This window comes from Janthinobacterium sp. 344 (assembly GCF_900112025.1).
GTDB lineage: Bacteria > Pseudomonadota > Gammaproteobacteria > Burkholderiales > Burkholderiaceae_D > Janthinobacterium.
Genome location: NZ_FOKL01000013.1, coordinates 73349 through 89189, shown reverse-complemented (window position 1 = coordinate 89189; position 15841 = coordinate 73349). Strand labels below are relative to the sequence as shown.

The 15841-nt window shown below is 64.5% G+C and carries 16 protein-coding genes; 9 read left to right on the top strand and 7 right to left on the bottom strand.

Features of this window, described 5'->3' with window-relative positions; all coding sequences use genetic code 11:
• Positions 1-63: 63 nt before the first annotated feature.
• Both rodA and BM193_RS25905 read left to right on the top strand, forming a co-directional pair.
• On the top strand, positions 64-1179 hold the full coding sequence (rodA, locus tag BM193_RS25910) for a rod shape-determining protein RodA (RefSeq protein WP_092803674.1): 1116 nt from the start codon (positions 64-66) through the stop codon (positions 1177-1179).
• On the top strand, positions 1179-2219 hold the full coding sequence (locus BM193_RS25905) for a septal ring lytic transglycosylase RlpA family protein (protein WP_092803677.1): 1041 nt from the start codon (positions 1179-1181) through the stop codon (positions 2217-2219). Before rodA ends, BM193_RS25905 begins: the two co-directional genes overlap by 1 nt.
• A 119-nt stretch (positions 2220-2338) precedes the next feature.
• On the opposite strand, the gene BM193_RS25900 is transcribed toward BM193_RS25905, so the two are convergent.
• From BM193_RS25900 to argS, 7 genes are read right to left on the bottom strand one after another with little or no spacing between them, the layout of a single operon-like run.
• Positions 2339-3031 (bottom strand): SPOR domain-containing protein, encoded by a 693-nt coding sequence (locus BM193_RS25900; protein ID WP_092803680.1) that lies wholly within the window; start codon positions 3029-3031, stop codon positions 2339-2341.
• The gene (locus BM193_RS25895) at positions 3025-3801 is read right to left on the bottom strand and encodes a type III pantothenate kinase (protein WP_092803683.1); all 777 of its coding nucleotides are present in this window, start codon (positions 3799-3801) and stop codon (positions 3025-3027) included. The genes BM193_RS25900 and BM193_RS25895 overlap by 7 nt, the downstream gene beginning before the upstream one ends.
• Positions 3802-3805: 4 nt before the next feature.
• A complete protein-coding gene (locus tag BM193_RS25890; protein WP_092803686.1) occupies positions 3806-4600 on the bottom strand; it encodes a biotin--[acetyl-CoA-carboxylase] ligase in 795 nt (264 codons plus the stop codon).
• A 9-nt stretch (positions 4601-4609) separates the two neighbouring features.
• Positions 4610-5371: an SDR family oxidoreductase gene (locus BM193_RS25885; RefSeq protein WP_092803689.1), complete on the bottom strand. Its 762-nt coding sequence runs from the start codon at positions 5369-5371 to the stop codon at positions 4610-4612.
• Between the two features lie 37 nt (positions 5372-5408).
• Positions 5409-6080: a thiol:disulfide interchange protein DsbA/DsbL gene (locus BM193_RS25880; protein WP_092803692.1), complete on the bottom strand. Its 672-nt coding sequence runs from the start codon at positions 6078-6080 to the stop codon at positions 5409-5411.
• 9 nt (positions 6081-6089) lie between these two features.
• Positions 6090-6809 (bottom strand): SPOR domain-containing protein, encoded by a 720-nt coding sequence (locus tag BM193_RS25875; protein ID WP_092803695.1) that lies wholly within the window; start codon positions 6807-6809, stop codon positions 6090-6092.
• A gap of 20 nt (positions 6810-6829) precedes the next feature.
• Positions 6830-8539 carry an arginine--tRNA ligase gene (gene argS / locus BM193_RS25870; RefSeq protein ID WP_092803697.1) on the bottom strand — a complete coding sequence of 570 codons (1710 nt, stop codon included), beginning with the start codon at positions 8537-8539 and terminating at the stop codon, positions 6830-6832.
• A 373-nt stretch (positions 8540-8912) separates the two neighbouring features.
• On the opposite strand from argS, the gene rsmB reads away from it, so the two are divergent.
• The 7 genes from rsmB (at position 8913) to BM193_RS25835 (ending at position 15711) form a co-directional block, all read left to right on the top strand.
• Complete coding sequence (gene rsmB / locus BM193_RS25865; protein ID WP_092803700.1) at positions 8913-10331, top strand: 16S rRNA (cytosine(967)-C(5))-methyltransferase RsmB; 1419 nt, start codon at positions 8913-8915, stop codon at positions 10329-10331.
• Positions 10332-10428: 97 nt separating this feature from the next.
• A complete protein-coding gene (locus BM193_RS25860; protein WP_254786426.1) occupies positions 10429-10935 on the top strand; it encodes a DUF4390 domain-containing protein in 507 nt (168 codons plus the stop codon).
• Positions 10935-13232: a sensor histidine kinase gene (locus BM193_RS25855; protein WP_092803706.1), complete on the top strand. Its 2298-nt coding sequence runs from the start codon at positions 10935-10937 to the stop codon at positions 13230-13232. Before BM193_RS25860 ends, BM193_RS25855 begins: the two co-directional genes overlap by 1 nt.
• A gap of 97 nt (positions 13233-13329) precedes the next feature.
• Positions 13330-14049 (top strand): response regulator, encoded by a 720-nt coding sequence (locus BM193_RS25850; RefSeq protein ID WP_092803709.1) that lies wholly within the window; start codon positions 13330-13332, stop codon positions 14047-14049.
• On the top strand, positions 14046-14435 hold the full coding sequence (locus tag BM193_RS25845) for a GTPase (RefSeq protein WP_092803712.1): 390 nt from the start codon (positions 14046-14048) through the stop codon (positions 14433-14435). Before BM193_RS25850 ends, BM193_RS25845 begins: the two co-directional genes overlap by 4 nt.
• A 152-nt stretch (positions 14436-14587) precedes the next feature.
• Positions 14588-14845, top strand: a complete 258-nt coding sequence (locus BM193_RS25840) for a BTH_I0359 family protein (RefSeq protein WP_076568283.1) — start codon at positions 14588-14590, stop codon at positions 14843-14845.
• A gap of 86 nt (positions 14846-14931) precedes the next feature.
• A complete protein-coding gene (locus BM193_RS25835) occupies positions 14932-15711 on the top strand; it encodes a class II glutamine amidotransferase (protein WP_092803715.1) in 780 nt (259 codons plus the stop codon).
• Positions 15712-15841: the final 130 nt, after the last annotated feature.

The window sequence follows — 15841 nt, the reverse complement described above, 5'->3', positions numbered from 1 at the left end:
TTTCTCATTACGCGAGGCGCTCGCCATGGCGGCGCGCCAGACATCAAGGCAATAAGGAAGCACATGCCCATTAACGAGAGGCGCTCGCTGTGGCGGCGCGCCAAGCCCTATCTGGCGGTCTTTGACGTGCCGCTGATGCTCATCATCCTGATGCTGCTCAGTACCAGCTTGCTGACCCTGTATTCGGCCAGCATCGGCATCCCCGGCAAGATCGAGGACCATCTGCGCAACATGCTGCTGTGCTTTTTCGTCATGTGGCTGGCGGCCAATGTGACGCCGCAGATGATGATGCGCATCGCCGTGCCGGCCTACACGGTATCGGTGCTGCTGCTGGTGGCCGTGGCGCTGTTCGGCACCATCAAGCTGGGCGCGCGGCGCTGGCTGCATATCGGCGTGATCGACATCCAGCCGTCGGAATTCCTGAAGATCGCCACGCCGCTGATGCTGGCCTGGTTCTTCCAGCACAATGCGGGCGCCTTGCGCTGGAAGTCGTTCGCCGTGGCCGCCGTGCTGCTGCTGGTGCCCGTCTACCTGATCGCGCGCCAGCCCGATCTGGGCACGGCGCTGCTGGTGGTGGCGGCCGGCTTTACCGTCATCTTCCTGGCCGGCCTGTCGTGGAAAGTGATGCTGGGGCTGTTCCTCGTCGTCGGCTGTTACCTGCCCGTCGCCTGGTCGCACATGCATGACTACCAGCGCGACCGCGTGATGATGCTGATCGATCCGACCAAGGACCCGCTGGGCAAGGGCTTCCACATCATCCAGTCCATCATCGCCATCGGTTCCGGCGGCATGACGGGCAAGGGCTGGACGCACGGCACGCAAGCCCACCTGGAGTTTGTTCCGGAGCGCACCACCGACTTTATCTTTGCCGTGTATTCGGAGGAGTTCGGCCTGGTCGGCAACCTGATCCTGATGCTGATGTATTTGCTGCTGGTGGGACGGGGGCTGATGATCGCCGCCAACGCCCCCAGTTTTTTCACTCGCCTGCTGGCAGGAGCGATAACCATGATTTTCTTTACTTACGCCTTTGTTAACATGGGCATGGTCAGCGGCATCCTGCCGGTGGTCGGCGTGCCCTTGCCATTCCTCAGCTACGGCGGCACGGCGCTGCTGACCCTGGGCGTCGCCTCCGGCATCCTGATGAGCATTCAGCGCCATCGCAAGCTGGTGCAGACCTGATGCGCGCGCCGGTTGATACCTTCGCCATGCGGGGACTGGGCCTGGCCGTTTTGCTTACCCTGGCCGCCTGCGGCACCACGCCACAAAAGCCCGCGTCGAACAACGTGCCGCTGCCGTCCGGCGGCAAGGTCAAGGTGCCCGTGCGCCAGGACCCCACGCTGCCGGCCTTGCCGGCCGCCGGTTCCGGGCGCGGCGGCTATTACAAGGATGACGGCCCGGGCGACAATCCGCCGCCGAATCTGCGTGACGTGCCCGATGCGGAAGTGCGCAACGAGCCATACTCCACGCGCTCGAACCGTCCTTACGTCGTCTTCGGCAAGACCTACACGCCGATCACCGACAACGAACCGTTTACGCAGCGCGGCACGGGCACCTGGTATGGCAAGAAATTCCATGGCCAGCGCACCTCCTCGGGCGAAATCTACGATATGTACAAGATGACGGCGGCCCATCCGACCTTGCCGATTCCCTCGTATGCGCGCGTGACGAGCATCGACAGCGGCGAGCAGGTGATCGTGCGCATCAACGACCGCGGACCGTTCCACGCCACGCGGGTGATCGATGTGTCGTACACGGCGGCGCTGAAGCTGGGTTTCCTGGGCAAGGGCAGCCACCAGGTGGTGGTCGAGCGCCTGCTGCCGGCCGATATCGACGCCATCCTGGCCGCCAGGGCGGCGCCGAAGCCGGTGCCGTCCGTCGTCGCCATCTCCATCGATACGCCGGTGGAAACAGGAGAGGTGGTGCAGCCTGTCGTGTCATCGCAGATGCTGCCCGTCGACGCGACCGTCGCGGCACCCGCGCCGGCGGCGCTGGAAAGCGGTTTTTATCTGCAGCTGGGCGCCTATTCGCGCGCCGACAACGCGGAAACGGGCCGCGCGCGCCTGGCGCCGTACACGGCCCTGGGCACCTTGGGCGTGGTGCAGGCGGGTAATCTGTTCCGCCTGTACGGCGGCCCGTTCCCGAGCCGCGCCGAGGCGGCGCGGGCGGCGGCCAGCCTGCCTGAGTCGACCGGCATCAAGCCCATCGTGATCCAACGATAAAGCACCTGATAAAACCGTAGCGAGCGGCAGTGATTTGTGGCCAAGAAGCGCAGCTGTGCTGGAGCACAGCGAGCATCGCAGGCCGCAAAGCGCGACGCGCAGCAGGTTTGGTCAGGTGCTTATTTGCAGTTGCGCAGTTCCTGCTCGGGGAACTGCGTCTTGATCTTTTCCAGGCGCGCGCGCGTGGCCGCGTCGAGATCGCGGAACTGGTAGGCCAGCTGCTTGCTGGCGCTGTAGCGGGGGGCGATGCGGGCGCTGTGCACGCCCTGCTTGTTCAGCGATGCCAGCTGCGTCTGCGCGCCGCTTTCCGACTTGAATACGCCGAGTGAAATCCCCCAGCGCATCGGGCTGCTTTCATTCATGATGAAGTAATTCGTCACGCCCAGCTGCTTCAATTCGCCGGCCTTGCGGTCGGCGCCTTCCTTGCTGCCCTGCGGCGGGATGTACACCATATAGCTCGAGATGTCCTGGCCGGCCACGTTGCGGCGCGACTGGCGGTCGCCCAGGTCCAGCGCCGCCACTTGCGCCTCGAAGCGGCGCCCATCGGCCAGCACGAAATTGCCCACTTCCGTGCACGCATACGATGGCGCTGGCGCCGCTGCGGCAGGCGCCGCCGCTTCTTCGCTGGCCGGCGGCGCGGCTGGCGCCGTGGCCTGCTCCGGCGTCAGCAAGGTGAGTTTATTCGCCTGCAGCTGATTTTTCAGGCGCGCCGGTTCGCGCGTCTCGCTGCGAAAACTGCCCAGGTAGCCCTGGCCGATGGCAAACACCAGCAGGTTCACGCCGGCCAGCAGCCAGAAGACGAATTTCAGCATCGGTGTTCTCCATCAGTTCCAGGTTGCGCTTGCGCGCGCGCGGCCGCCTGCAGGCCGAGCATGACGATATTGTCCACCAGGTGCAGCGGCACGGGCAAGGCCAGGGCTGGCGCGATGCGCGGCGCGGCGCCGCCCGACAGCAGACAGGCGCTGGCGCCATGCATGCGCACGGCCCGTTCGATGGCGCCCGCTTGCGCCGCCAGGCAGCCGGAGAGGATGGCGTCGTCCGTGTTATCGGCGAAACCGGCCGGCAGGGGGCTGCTGCTGGCGATCTGCGGCAATTGCGCCGTATTGCGCGCCAGCGAGCTGGCCATCAGGCCCAGCCCCGGCAAGATCATCCCGCCGAGGAAAACGCCGTCGGCCGTGAGGGCATCGATGGTGGTGGCGGTGCCGCAATTGGCGACGATGACGGCCTGGCCCGGCGCCAGCGCATGCGCGCCGATGGCGGCGGCAAAACGGTCGCAGCCCAGCTGCGACGGATCGCGGTAGTCATTCGTCACGCCGGCCAGCAGCGGCAGCGACGCGAAGGCGGCGACGGCTTGCGGCGGCACGCTGGCGGGCAGCTGCGCGCGCAGGCGTGCGCCGATCACGGCGCCTGCCACGTTCGACAGCAGCACGTCGGAAATGGCCAGGCCGCTCCAGGCCGTTTTCAACGTGTCGAGCTGCGCATGCGCCACGGCGCCGCTGGCCAGCCAGGCGCCGGCTGCCGCGGCAGGTGCGGCCAGGGCCCATTTGATGCGCGTGTTGCCGGCGTCGATCAGCAAGAGCATGCGCTTACTCCCGGGCCAGGCGCAGGGAAACGTCGCCGGACAGGATGGTTTGCAGGCCATCCTCGCCGCGCAACAGCAGCCGGCCCAGTTCGTCCACGCCGACCGCCACCCCTTGCTGCAGCAGCTGGCCGTTGTCGAGGATTTTCACGTGCTGGCCCTGCCAGGCGTGCAGCGTATTCCAGCGTTCCGCAAACGGCGCAAAGCCCGTGTCGTCGAATTCGGCCAGCACGCCGGCCAGGCGGCTCAACAGCGCCGCGACCAGGGTGTTGCGCTCCATCTGCGCCAGCCAGGGCACGGCCGAGACGCTGCGCCCGATCTGCTGTTCCAGCGCGTCGGGCATCAACAGGTTGATGCCGCAGCCGACCACCGCCCAGGCGCCGCCATCCGCCGCCTGCTGCGTCTCGACGAGAATGCCGGCCAGCTTGTGGCCATCCTTGAGCAGGTCATTCGGCCACTTCAATTGCACCGGCACGCCCAGCGCCGTCATGCTTTCGGCCAGCGCCACGCCGACGGCCAGCGGCAAGCCGACCAGCCGGTGCAGCGGGCCCTTGAAGGGCCAGGCCAGCGAAAACATCAGGCTGGCGTCCGGCTGCGACACCCAGGGCCGTCCTGCGCGCCCGCGTCCGGCCGTCTGCTGGCCGGCGATGCGCAGGGTCGGCCCGGCCAGGCTGGCGCAGCGCGCCAGCAGGTCGGCGTTGGTCGATCCCGTTTCGTCGACCACTTCGATGGCCACGTGGGCGGCGCCCGTGGCGCAATGGGCGGCGATGGCCGCGCTGTTCAGATCTGAGTGCTTCGTCATGGTGATGGTTCAGTTGCGCGCCTTGTGCGGCGCATTCGCGAAGGCCCGGTCGTAGACGGCATTGGGCAGCGCGCGCAGCAACTTGGCGACGACGCCCATCTGCCATGGGATCACGCGGTAGCTGTCGCCGTCGGCGATGGCACGCGCGGCGCGCGCGGCGAATTTATCGGCCGGCATCAGGAAAGGCATGCGGTAGGCGTTATGCCGGGTCATCGGCGTGTCGATATAGCCGGGCGTGATGGTGACGACCTGGATGCCGGCAGGTTTCAATTCCAGGCGCAGCGACTCGCAGTAGCTGATCACGGCCGCCTTCGACGCGCTGTAGGCTTCGGCGCCGGGCAGGCCGCGGATGCCGGCCACGCTGCCGATGCCCACCAGGCGTCCGCTGCCTTGCCGCTGCATCGCGGCGATGAAGGGGGCAAAGGTGGCGACGGTGGCCGTCACGTTGATGGCCATCAAACGGGCGAAGGCGTCGAGGTCTTCCGCGTGTTCGGTCAGGGTGCCATAGGAAACGCCGGCGCTGGCGATGACCACGTCGATGCCGCCGGCAGTGGCGATGAAGTCATGGGCCGCGCGTTGCAGGGCGGCGTGGTCGCACACATCGACGGCATAGGCGCGGTGGCGCTCAGGATGGGGCAGGGTGGCGATCAGTTGCCGCAGGGTGTCGCCGCGGCGCGCCAGCAAGCCCAACTGGGCGCCCTGGCGCGCGTACTGCTGCGCCAGGGCGGCGCCCAATCCGCTCGACGCGCCCGTGATGAAAACGCGGTGCATCAGGCGATGCCCGGGCGCGCCAGGGAAGTGGCCATGCTTATTTCTTTTCCGCTTTGGCTTTCGCGACCAGCACGTCCATCACGGTGAGCGCCTGGGCGTTCAGCTGCTCTTCGTTCTTGGCCGACTTGCTGCCCTGATCCGCTTGCGATGGCGACGTGATGTAGCGGCCGTCGATGGCGATCATGGGCCAGAACGTGACGTTATACGCTTGCATCATCGAATCGGCATGGCGCATGCGGGCCGAGATGCCCATCGAACGGTAGGTGTCGATGAACTTCTGGCGCTCCACGCCCTGCTTGGTGACGAAGTCGAACACGGCCTCGTCGGTATTGAGGCGGTTGCGCTCCACATGCATGGCATTGAATACCTTGGCATGCAGCTTGTCGAGCAGGCCCATGGCTTGCAGGGTGAAGAACAGGCGCTGTTGCGGCGCCACGCTGTCGTCGCGCGAGACATGCACGCGCTTGAAGACGATGTTGTCGCCCTGTTTCTTGACCCAGGCCGCCAGCTGCGGCTCGAGCACGTTGCAATGGGGGCAGTAGTAGGCGAAAAACTCCGTCACTTCAATCTTCTTGCCCGGCTCCGTGGCCTGCGGCGTGGCCAGGGTTTCGTATTCGACGCCATTCTTCGGTTCGGCCGGCGAGGCCGACGCGCCCAGGGCGATGCCGCACAGGGCGGCGGCAAACAGGACTTTTTTCAGAAAACGCATGCTGGTTCCTTATTTCTGGTTGCGGACGACGGCGACATCGATGCCGTTTTCGGACAGTTTGGTGCGCGCGCGGTTCATCGCTTCGAGCTGGTTGAACGGCCCGATGCGCACGCGGTGCAGCACGCCGGCATCGGTGCTGCGGTCGCTGATGGCCGCTTCGAAGCCGAGCAGCGCCAGTTTGCCGCGCGTGCTTTCGGCGTCTGCCATGTCATGGAAGGCGCCGGCCTGCAGATAATAAATCCATTTGTCGCCGGCTGCATCGGCCTTCGCTTCGGCTTTCGTCTCGGCCTTGGCTTGCGGCGCGGGCGCCGCCGGTGTCTTCGGCGCCGGCTTGTCCTTCAAGGTGCCGATCAGTTCCTGCAGCGCGTCCGGTGGCGGCGCTTTCGGCTGCTGTGCCGGTGCCGGCGCAGGCGCCGGCGCGGCCGGCTGCGTGGGCGAGGTGATTTCGCGCGGCTCCCTGGAGAAGTCGCGCGCCGCTTCCTTGGCCGCTTCCTTGTTGCCGTACATCGGCTTGTTCGGGTCGGCGATCTGGCCAGCCGTCGGTTCGGCCGATTTGCCGGCGCGGCCCGACTTGTCGGTAAATGGCGAGGAACCCTTGGTGATCACCAGGGCGACCACCACGGCGATGCCCAGGCCGATGACCAGCCCGATGATGATGCCGACCAGGGTATTGCCCTGCTGGCGCCGGGCAGGGGAAAAGCGGGAAGCGCAAGGAGATGCGTGATTCATGTGCGGTTAGACCTTCGCGATTACATTTTGCTTGGCGCGGATACGCCAATCAGTGCCAGGCCGTTGCGCAGCACCTGGCGCGCGGCGACCACCAGGGCCAGGCGGGCCAGCTTGACGGCTTCGTCCTCGACCAGCACTTTTTCAGCGAAGTAGAAGCTGTGCAGGTTGGCCGCCAGGTCGCGCAGGTAGAAGGCGACTTGATGCGGTCCCAGTTCCGCTTGCGCGCGCGCCAGCGTTTCCGGATACGCGGCCAGGGTCGCCAGCAGGGTCGCTTCGGTCGGCGCCGTCAGTGGCGACAGATCGACATCGGCGATCGTGCTTTCATCGCCGCCCCAGTTTTCCAGGATGCGGCAGATGCGCGCATGCGCGTACTGCACGTAATACACGGGGTTTTCATCCGTGGTTTTCAGCGCCACGTCGACGTCGAAGACGAACTCCGTGTCGGCCTTGCGCGAGATCAGGAAGAAGCGCACGGCGTCGCGGCCCTTGGCGATATCGCCGCCGCCCGACCATTCGATCAGGTCGCGCACGGTCACGTAGGAGCCGGCGCGTTTCGAGATCTTGACTTCTTCGCCATCCTTCATGACGGTGACCATCTTGTGCAGCACGTAGTCGGGGTAGCCTTGCGGGATGCCCATGTCGACGGCTTGCAGGCCGGCGCGCACGCGGGCGATGGTGCCATGGTGGTCGCTGCCCTGGATATTGATGGCCTGCACGAAGCCGCGCTGCCATTTCACCAGGTGATACGCCACGTCCGGCACGAAATACGTGTAGGTGCCGTCCGTCTTGCGCATGACCCGGTCCTTGTCGTCGCCGAAGTCGGTGGTGCGCAGCCACAGCGCGCCATCCTGCTCATACGTGTGGCCGGCCTGGATCAGGGTTTCCACGGCGCTGTTGACCTTGCCGTCCGCGTACAGCGACGATTCCAGATAGTAATTGTCGAACTTCACGCCAAACGCCTGCAAATCGATGTCCTGCTCGTTGCGCAGGTAGGTGACGGCGAACGGGCGGATCGAATCGATGTCGTCCACGTTGCCATTCGCCGTGGCTGGCAGGCCGTCGCTGGCGGACACCGTCTTGCCGGCCTTGAAGTCGTTGGCGATATCGGCGATGTAGTCGCCGTTGTAGGCCGACTCGGGCCATTCGGCGTCGCCCGGCTTGAAGCCGCGCGCGCGCGCCTGCACGGAATTGGCCAGGGTCTGGATCTGCACGCCAGCGTCGTTATAGTAAAACTCGCGCGTTACCTGGTAGCCTTGCGCGTCGAACAGCGACGACAGGGCGTCGCCCAGGGCCGCCTGGCGGCCGTGGCCCACGTGCAGGGGACCGGTCGGGTTGGCCGAGACGAATTCCAGGATCACCTGTTTGCCGGCGCCGGCCGTGCTGCGGCCAAAGCGGTCGCCTTCGCCGAGGATGGTTTTCACGACGGCTTGCTTGGCGGCATTCGAGACGCGCACGTTGATGAAGCCGGGGCCGGCGATTTCCACCGCTTCGACCAGGCCCTTGCCGGCCGGGTTGGCCAGCACGGCCGTGACGATGGTTTGCGCCAGTTCGCGCGGATTCTGTTTCAGCTGCTTGGCCAGTTGCATGGCGATGTTGCAGGCGACGTCGCCGTGCGATGCGTCGCGTGGTCGCTCGAGCACCACGGACGGCGCAAGCGAAGTGCCGGCCAGGACGGGAGCGAGGGCGGCCTGGAACAGGGCGATGATTTCTTGTTTCTGTTGGGCGAGCATGAGCAGGATGGCGGCGGAACCGCGTTAAGAATGAATAGAATGAATCAAAAAGCAAAACGGACGGCCATGACATCGCCGCCCAGACTGCGTTAATTATACTGGTTTGCTGCCGGGAACAATACGCTTGCCGGCAGCCGCCCCGCGCTGGCGCGTTTCACGATATTATCAGGATGGCATGCCGATGTTGGTGCATGAAAACATCAGCATGCTGCTTTCTGCTTGTATATATGCAGTTTTTTGCCGCGATTTACCTTTATCGCTGCAATCGCCTGGGTCAGAGGGCGCCACAAACGCTACAATCGACCCTTTATTGATGACGCGCGGCCGCGAGTGCACCCTGCCGCCAGCCGCGCGCAGCCACACCGGATAATTTATGAACAAGCGCCCCACGCTGAAATTGAAAACCAAGCCGGCGCCAGGCCCGGCCGTCGCGCCGAAATTGCGTCCCAGCTACCATCCCGACCTGAAACCGGTCTTGCAGCCAGGCTTCCAACCCGATTTGCGCGCCGACTCGCTGGCGTTTTGCCTGCTGGGCGCCGCCAATGCCGTGGCGCAAGTGCGCACCGGCACGGCGTTGCCGCAGGCGCTGGCCAAGGTGTTCGCGCAATCGAACGCCAGCCCGCAGGCGCGCGGCGCCATCCAGGATATTTCCTACCGCACCATGCGCCAGCTGGGCCGCAGCGAAACCCTGGTCGGCCTGATGACCTCGAAAGCGCCCGAGCCGCCGATGCTGGCCGCGCTGCTGTGCTGCGCGCTGTCCTTGATGTCGGCCGAGCCGGGCGAGCAGCCGTATGAAGAGTTTACCGTTGTCGACCAGGCTGTCACGGTGGCCACCTCGCACCCTGACCTGGCGCACGCCAAGGGCATGGTCAATGCCGTGCTGCGCCGTTTCCTGCGTGAACGCACATCCTTGCTGGCAGCGGCCTTGCAGCAGCCGCTGGCCCAATGGAACTACCCGCAGTGGTGGATCGACTCGCTGCGCCTGGCCTATCCGCGCGACTGGCAAGCCATTTTGACGGCCGGCAATGCCGTGCCGCCGCTGACCTTGCGCGTGAATCGCCGCAAGAGCACGGTGGAAGCGTATCTGGCCGTGCTGGCGGAGGCGGGCATCGCCGCGCGCCAGGTGGGACCGTACGCCGTGCGCCTGGACAAGCCGATCGGCGTGGCCCTGATTCCCGGCTTCGAACAGGGTGTCGTCTCCGTGCAGGATGCGGGCGCGCAACTGGCCGCGCCGCTGCTGGACTTGCAGGACGGCATGCGCGTGCTCGACGCCTGCGCCGCGCCCGGCGGCAAGACGTGCCATATCCTGGAACTGGCCGACGTGCACGTGACGGCCATCGACGCCGATGCCAAGCGCCTGCCGCGCATCGCGGAAAACCTCGAGCGCCTGGGCCTGGAAGCGACCCTGAAGGCGCAGGATGCGCAATCGAGCGCGTGGTGGGACGGCCAGCAGTACGACCGCATCCTGGCCGACGTGCCGTGCACGGCCTCGGGCATCGTGCGCCGCCATCCCGACATCCGCTGGCTGCGCCGCAAGGGCGACGCGTTCCAACTTGCAACACTTTCATCCAAAATTCTGGACAACCTGTGGCAGATGCTGCGCCCCGATGGTAAATTGCTGTTCGTGACTTGTTCGTTGTGGCCGCAAGAGTCCGAAGCACAGGCGGCGGCATTTGCGGTGCGCAATAATGCGACCCGTTTGACAGCGCCTGGCCAGCTGTTGCCGACTGGCAGCGCGGAGCAGGACCATGACGGTTTGTTCTATGCGCTATTCCAAAAAAATGCGGCTTGAACGATTCGTTGATACCTTTCCTACGGACACTATCGGCACACTTGTGACAACACGACTCTTCCGACTCCTGGCCCTGCTGTTGCTGCTGGCGTGTAGCATGCCACGCGCGCATGCCACCGATATGGTCGAGATCACCCGCGCCTACATCGAGGCTAGTGAAGAGGGCTACAAGCTGGCCGCCACCTATTCCTTCGAGCTCAATCACGACCTCGATGATGCCGTGCAGCACGGTGTGCCGCTGTTTTTCACGACAGAAATCGAACTGACCCGGCCCCGCTGGTACTGGTTCGATGAAAAGGCCATCGTCGCGCGCCAGACCAGCCGCCTGTCGTACAACGTGCTGACGCGCCAGTATCACGTGTCGGGCGGCGGCTTGCAGCAAAGCTTTGCCACGCTCGACGACGCGCTGTTCCTGATCCGCCGTCCCAGCCGCTGGCTGGTGGCGCGGCGCGGCGAGCTGAAAGTGGGGCAGACGTATAACGTGACCTTGCGCATGGGCATGGACCGCGACTACCTGCCCAAGCCGATACAGGTCAACGCCTTCAATAACAGCGACTGGCGCCTGGCTTCGAATAAAAAAACCTTCTTGTATACGGCGGAGTAGTGAGTCAAGCATTGCGCTATCTGCTGGTGGTGGGCGGCGGCATTGTCAGTATCCTGCTGTTTTTGCTGGCGTCGGCCTCCGACAATTCCGGCTTTTTCGACCGTTATTATTCCTGGCTGCTGGGGCTCAACGCCGCCGTGGCCGTCTCCTTGCTGGCGCTGGTCGGCATTTCCCTGGGGCGCCTGTACGCGCGCTACAAGAGCGGTAAATTCGGCTCCAAGCTGATGACGCGCCTGGTGATGCTGTTCGCCGCCGTCGGCATCCTGCCGGGCCTGGTGATTTTCCTCGTTTCCGTGCAATTCGTTTCCCACTCCATCGAATCGTGGTTCAACGTGAAGATCGAAGCGGCGCTGGAATCGGGCCTGGAACTGGGCCGCGCGGGCCTCGATGCCGCCCTGGTCGAACTCGATCACCGCGGCCACAAGGCCGTCGAGGAACTGGGCGCCGATCCCGTGGCCGGTCCCGCGGTGCTGACTAGCCTGTTGCGTGAAGAGGGCATGCAAAATGTCATGGTCGTCAGCGGCGACGGCGTGTTGCTGGCCAGCGCCGGTCCGCACAGCGCGGCCGACTTGCCGACGCCGGCCATGCTGGCGCAGGCAGCCTTGCCAGCCGGCTACGCCTCCGCGGAAGGCGGGCAGGAGCTGCATGACGACAGCATGGAGTCGGGCGGTGGCGGCAGCCGCGCCGGGCCGCCAGCCGTCATCGACGCGGCCGCCAGCCTGCGCCTGCGCGTGCTCGTCGCCGTGCCGGGGCCGTCCGTGTCGCCCCGCTACCTGCAATTGCTGCAATCGGTGCCGCCCAAGCTGGCGACCAACGGTGAAATGCTGCGCGCCGCCTACAGCGAATACAAGGAACGGTTCGTCGCGCGCGTGGGCTTGCGCAAGATGTACATGGAAATCCTCACCTTGACCTTGCTGCTGGCCATCTTTGGCGCCATCGGCAGCGCCTTCCTGATCGCCGGTAACCTGGCCCAGCCGCTGCTGCTGCTGGCCGAGGGCACGCGCGCCGTGGCCGAGGGCGACCTGTCGCCACGCCCCATCGTCGCCACCAAGGATGAACTGGGCACCCTGACGCAATCGTTCAACATCATGACGCGCCAGCTGCTCGATGCGCGCACGGCCGTGGAAAGCAACCGCGCCGCGCTGCAAAACGCCAAGGCCCACCTGGAATCGGTGCTGGCGAACATGTCGGCCGGCGTGATGGTGCTCGATGGCGATTTTAAATTAGTCACCTGCAATGAATCGGTGGAGCGCATCCTGCAGCATTCGGGGGCCAGCATGGTGGGCCAGCCGCTGGCAAACATCGCGGGAATGGAGGAATTCGGCGGCGCCATCATCAGCGCCTTCACGGCGCAGAGCGCGCAATCGGCGTCGGGCCGCAACCAGCAGCGCCTGCACTGGCAGCGCCAGATCGAGATTCCGCGCCGCCTGGGCAGCAGTGCCGACGAGCACGATATCACCTTGCTGGCGCGCGGCTCGCGTTTGCCGCTGGAGTCCGGCAGCGGCTATATCGTCGTGTTCGATGATATTTCCGACGTGATTTCCGCGCAGCGCTCGATCGCCTGGGGCGAGGTGGCGCGCCGCCTGGCGCATGAAATCAAGAATCCGCTGACGCCCATCCAGCTGTCGGCCGAGCGCCTGCAAATGAAGCTCGAAGGCAAGCTGGAACAGCCTGACGCCGATTTGCTCAGCCGCGCCACCACCACCATCGTCAAGCAGGTCGACGCCATGAAGCGCATGGTCGACGACTTCCGCGACTATGCGCGCACGCCGCCAGCCGTGCTGGTGCCGCTGCGCTTGAACGAGCTGATCGAAGAGATCCTGAACCTGTATTTGCGCGGCGACGATGGCGACATCATCCATCCGCAGCTGGCGCCGAACCTGCCGATGGTGATGGGCGATCCGACGCAATTGCGCCAGGTGATCCATAACTTGTTGCAGAATGCGCAGGACGCCATGGCGGACTTGCCGGCGGACTCGCCGCATCCGCGGATTGACGTGAGGACGGAAGCAATTCATTATCGCAGTGCGGACGGCGGCGTGAACATCGCCGTGCGGCTGGCCATCACCGACAATGGCCCCGGTTTCGCGCCGAAGATCCTGGCGCGGGCCTTCGAACCCTACGTCACGTCGAAGGCGCGCGGCACGGGCCTGGGCCTGGCGATGGTGAAGAAAATCATCGATGAACACGGTGGACGCATCGATATCGAGAATCGGGTCGACGGCAATGGCGCTTCGGTGGTCATTTTGCTGTTAAAGTTAGCTCCCGACGCTCCCGCCCAGGAAATCCTGGCGTGAGGGTCTGGTTTAGTATTTAAAACACTAATAAAATCATAGTTGTCCGCGCGTGCATCTCGTGCGCGACGGCCGGCGAAATGAGGAAGGCAAGACACGAATGGCAAACATACTCGTAGTGGATGATGAAATGGGTATCCGTGAGTTGCTCTCGGAAATATTGGGCGACGAAGGGCATGCTATCCAGCTGGCCGAAAATGCGCAGCAGGCGCGCGAAGCGCGCGCCGCCGGTGCGCCGGATCTGGTGTTGCTGGATATCTGGATGCCCGACACGGACGGCGTTACCTTGCTCAAGGAGTGGCAGCGCGATGGCTTGCTGACCATGCCGGTGATCATGATGTCGGGCCATGCCACCATCGATACGGCCGTCGAAGCGACGCGTATCGGTGCGCTGAACTTCCTGGAAAAGCCGATTGCCCTGCAGAAACTGTTGAAGGCAGTCCAGCAAGGCTTGACGCGGGCACAGGAAACCGTGCGTGCGCCAAGCGTGGCACCGCGTCCCGCGGCGCCCGTCGTGGCCGAGGAAAGCAGCCATCCCGTGCCCAGTTTTGGCGGCAGCGCGCCACAGCAGCTGATGGTGCGTCCAGGCATCGCCGTGCCGGCCGTGGCCGAAGGCCATGGCTACAACCTGTCGTTCGACTTGCCCCTGCGCGAGGCGCGCGACGCGTTCGAACGCATGTATTTCGAACATCACCTGGGCCGTGAAGGCGGCAGCATGACGCGCGTGGCGGAAAAAACGGGCCTGGAACGTACCCATCTGTACCGCAAGTTGAAACAGCTGGGCGTCGAGCCGGGCAAGCTGGCCAAGAAAAGCCTGTGACATCGCCCCTGCGGCACGCGACGCCACTGACCCTGGTCAGCGGCGGACGTGCCGCCGACCGCGAGGCTGCCATCGCGCACGCCTTGCGGCCCTGGCAAGCCACCGCCGTCATCCTGGAAGGCTTGGCTGACGGCAACTCCATCCTGGCCGACCTGGCCGAACACCCCCCATCCCCCTTGCAATTGCTGCGCATCGCGCCCGGTTGCCTGTGCTGCAGCGGCAATCTCGTATTGCGTGTAACATTGAATCGTCTGTTGCGCCATCCGCCCGCGCACTTGTTCATCAGCCTGGCCGACGCCACGCACATCGAACAATTGCGCACCTGGCTGACCGCCAGTCCCTACGATGTCCTGCTGGCGCTGCAAGCGGACTTGCTGGTTTCCTGACGACTTTCTGAGCGTATTACCGCAGTCGCAATTTGCATCTCGTTACAACTCTGTAGCCCGCCGGGTGGCATGGCGCTTGAAATGGCGCCGTATCAGCCCCACCTCTGTTCTGACACCGCAGGAGTTTCTCCTGCTTGAGCGAAGGATGCAAAATGAACCTGATCTATAACAGCGAGCAATATAGCGTCGTGGAATTCGGCGCCGATGTCGACCTGGAAGCCTTGCGCTTCGGCGGCTATGAAATCGTCGACAAGGGCGGCAAGCGCGAGACGTTCATCGCGGGAGTCCTTGCGCAAAACTTCCGCCGCGACGTCACGGAACTGATCGCCAGCGAACCCAGCATGGAAGAGATCGATGAATTCCTCGGCAGCTATGATTCCCTCATGAGCCAGCCTGTCCTGCTGCACTGATGCTCTTTGCCTGATGGCGATCGCCACCATACCAATTGGCAAGCCGGCATGGTATGGTGGCTGGGTTACCCCGCCGCAAACAGATCATGTGCCAACTTCTCGGAATGAATTGCAATGTCCCTACGGACATTGTCTTTAGTTTTACCGGCTTCGCCATGCGCGGCGGCCATACGGATACCCACCACGATGGCTGGGGCATCGCCTTTTTCGAGGGCGCCGGCGTGCGCCACTTCGTCGACCACCAGGCGGCCATCGCCTCGCCCGTGGCCGAGCTGATCAAACGCTATCCCATCAAATCGCGCAATGTCATCGCGCACATCCGCAAGGCCACGCAAGGCCAGGTGGCGCTGGAAAACTGCCACCCGTTCGTGCGCGAGCTGTGGGGCCGCTACTGGGTCTTTGCCCACAATGGCGACCTGAAGGCCTTCCATCCCGTGCTGACGGGCAGCTACCGTCCCGTCGGCTGCACGGACAGCGAGCTGGCATTCTGCTATCTGCTGCAGGAATTGCATGCGCGCTTTGGCGATGCCCCGCCCGCCTTGCCCGCCCTGCATGTGGCGCTGGCGCAGCTGTTGCCGGGCATCGCCGCCCACGGCACTTTCAACATGATGCTGTCCAGCGGCGAGGCGCTGTTTGCCCATTGTTCCACCAGCCTGCACTATCTGGTGCGACAACATCCGTTTCCAACTGCTAAACTCTCCGATGAAGACCTCAGCGTCGACTTTTCCCAGGTCACCACGCCGCACGATCGCGTGGCCGTGATCGTCACCCAGCCGCTGACCACCAACGAGCAATGGACGGCATTCGTGCCGGGAGAATTGAAGCTATTTGTCGATGGGATGGTGCAAGAAAGCCCAGCGGCCTAATTTGTTGACGACAATACGCCGTATTACTGCCAAAATACCCACAGCGCGGGCGGAATTCAGCTAAAGTATTGTCAATAGTGAACCTTGATGCAGGCGCGGCGCGGCCGGTATCACTCGACGTGATTGATGA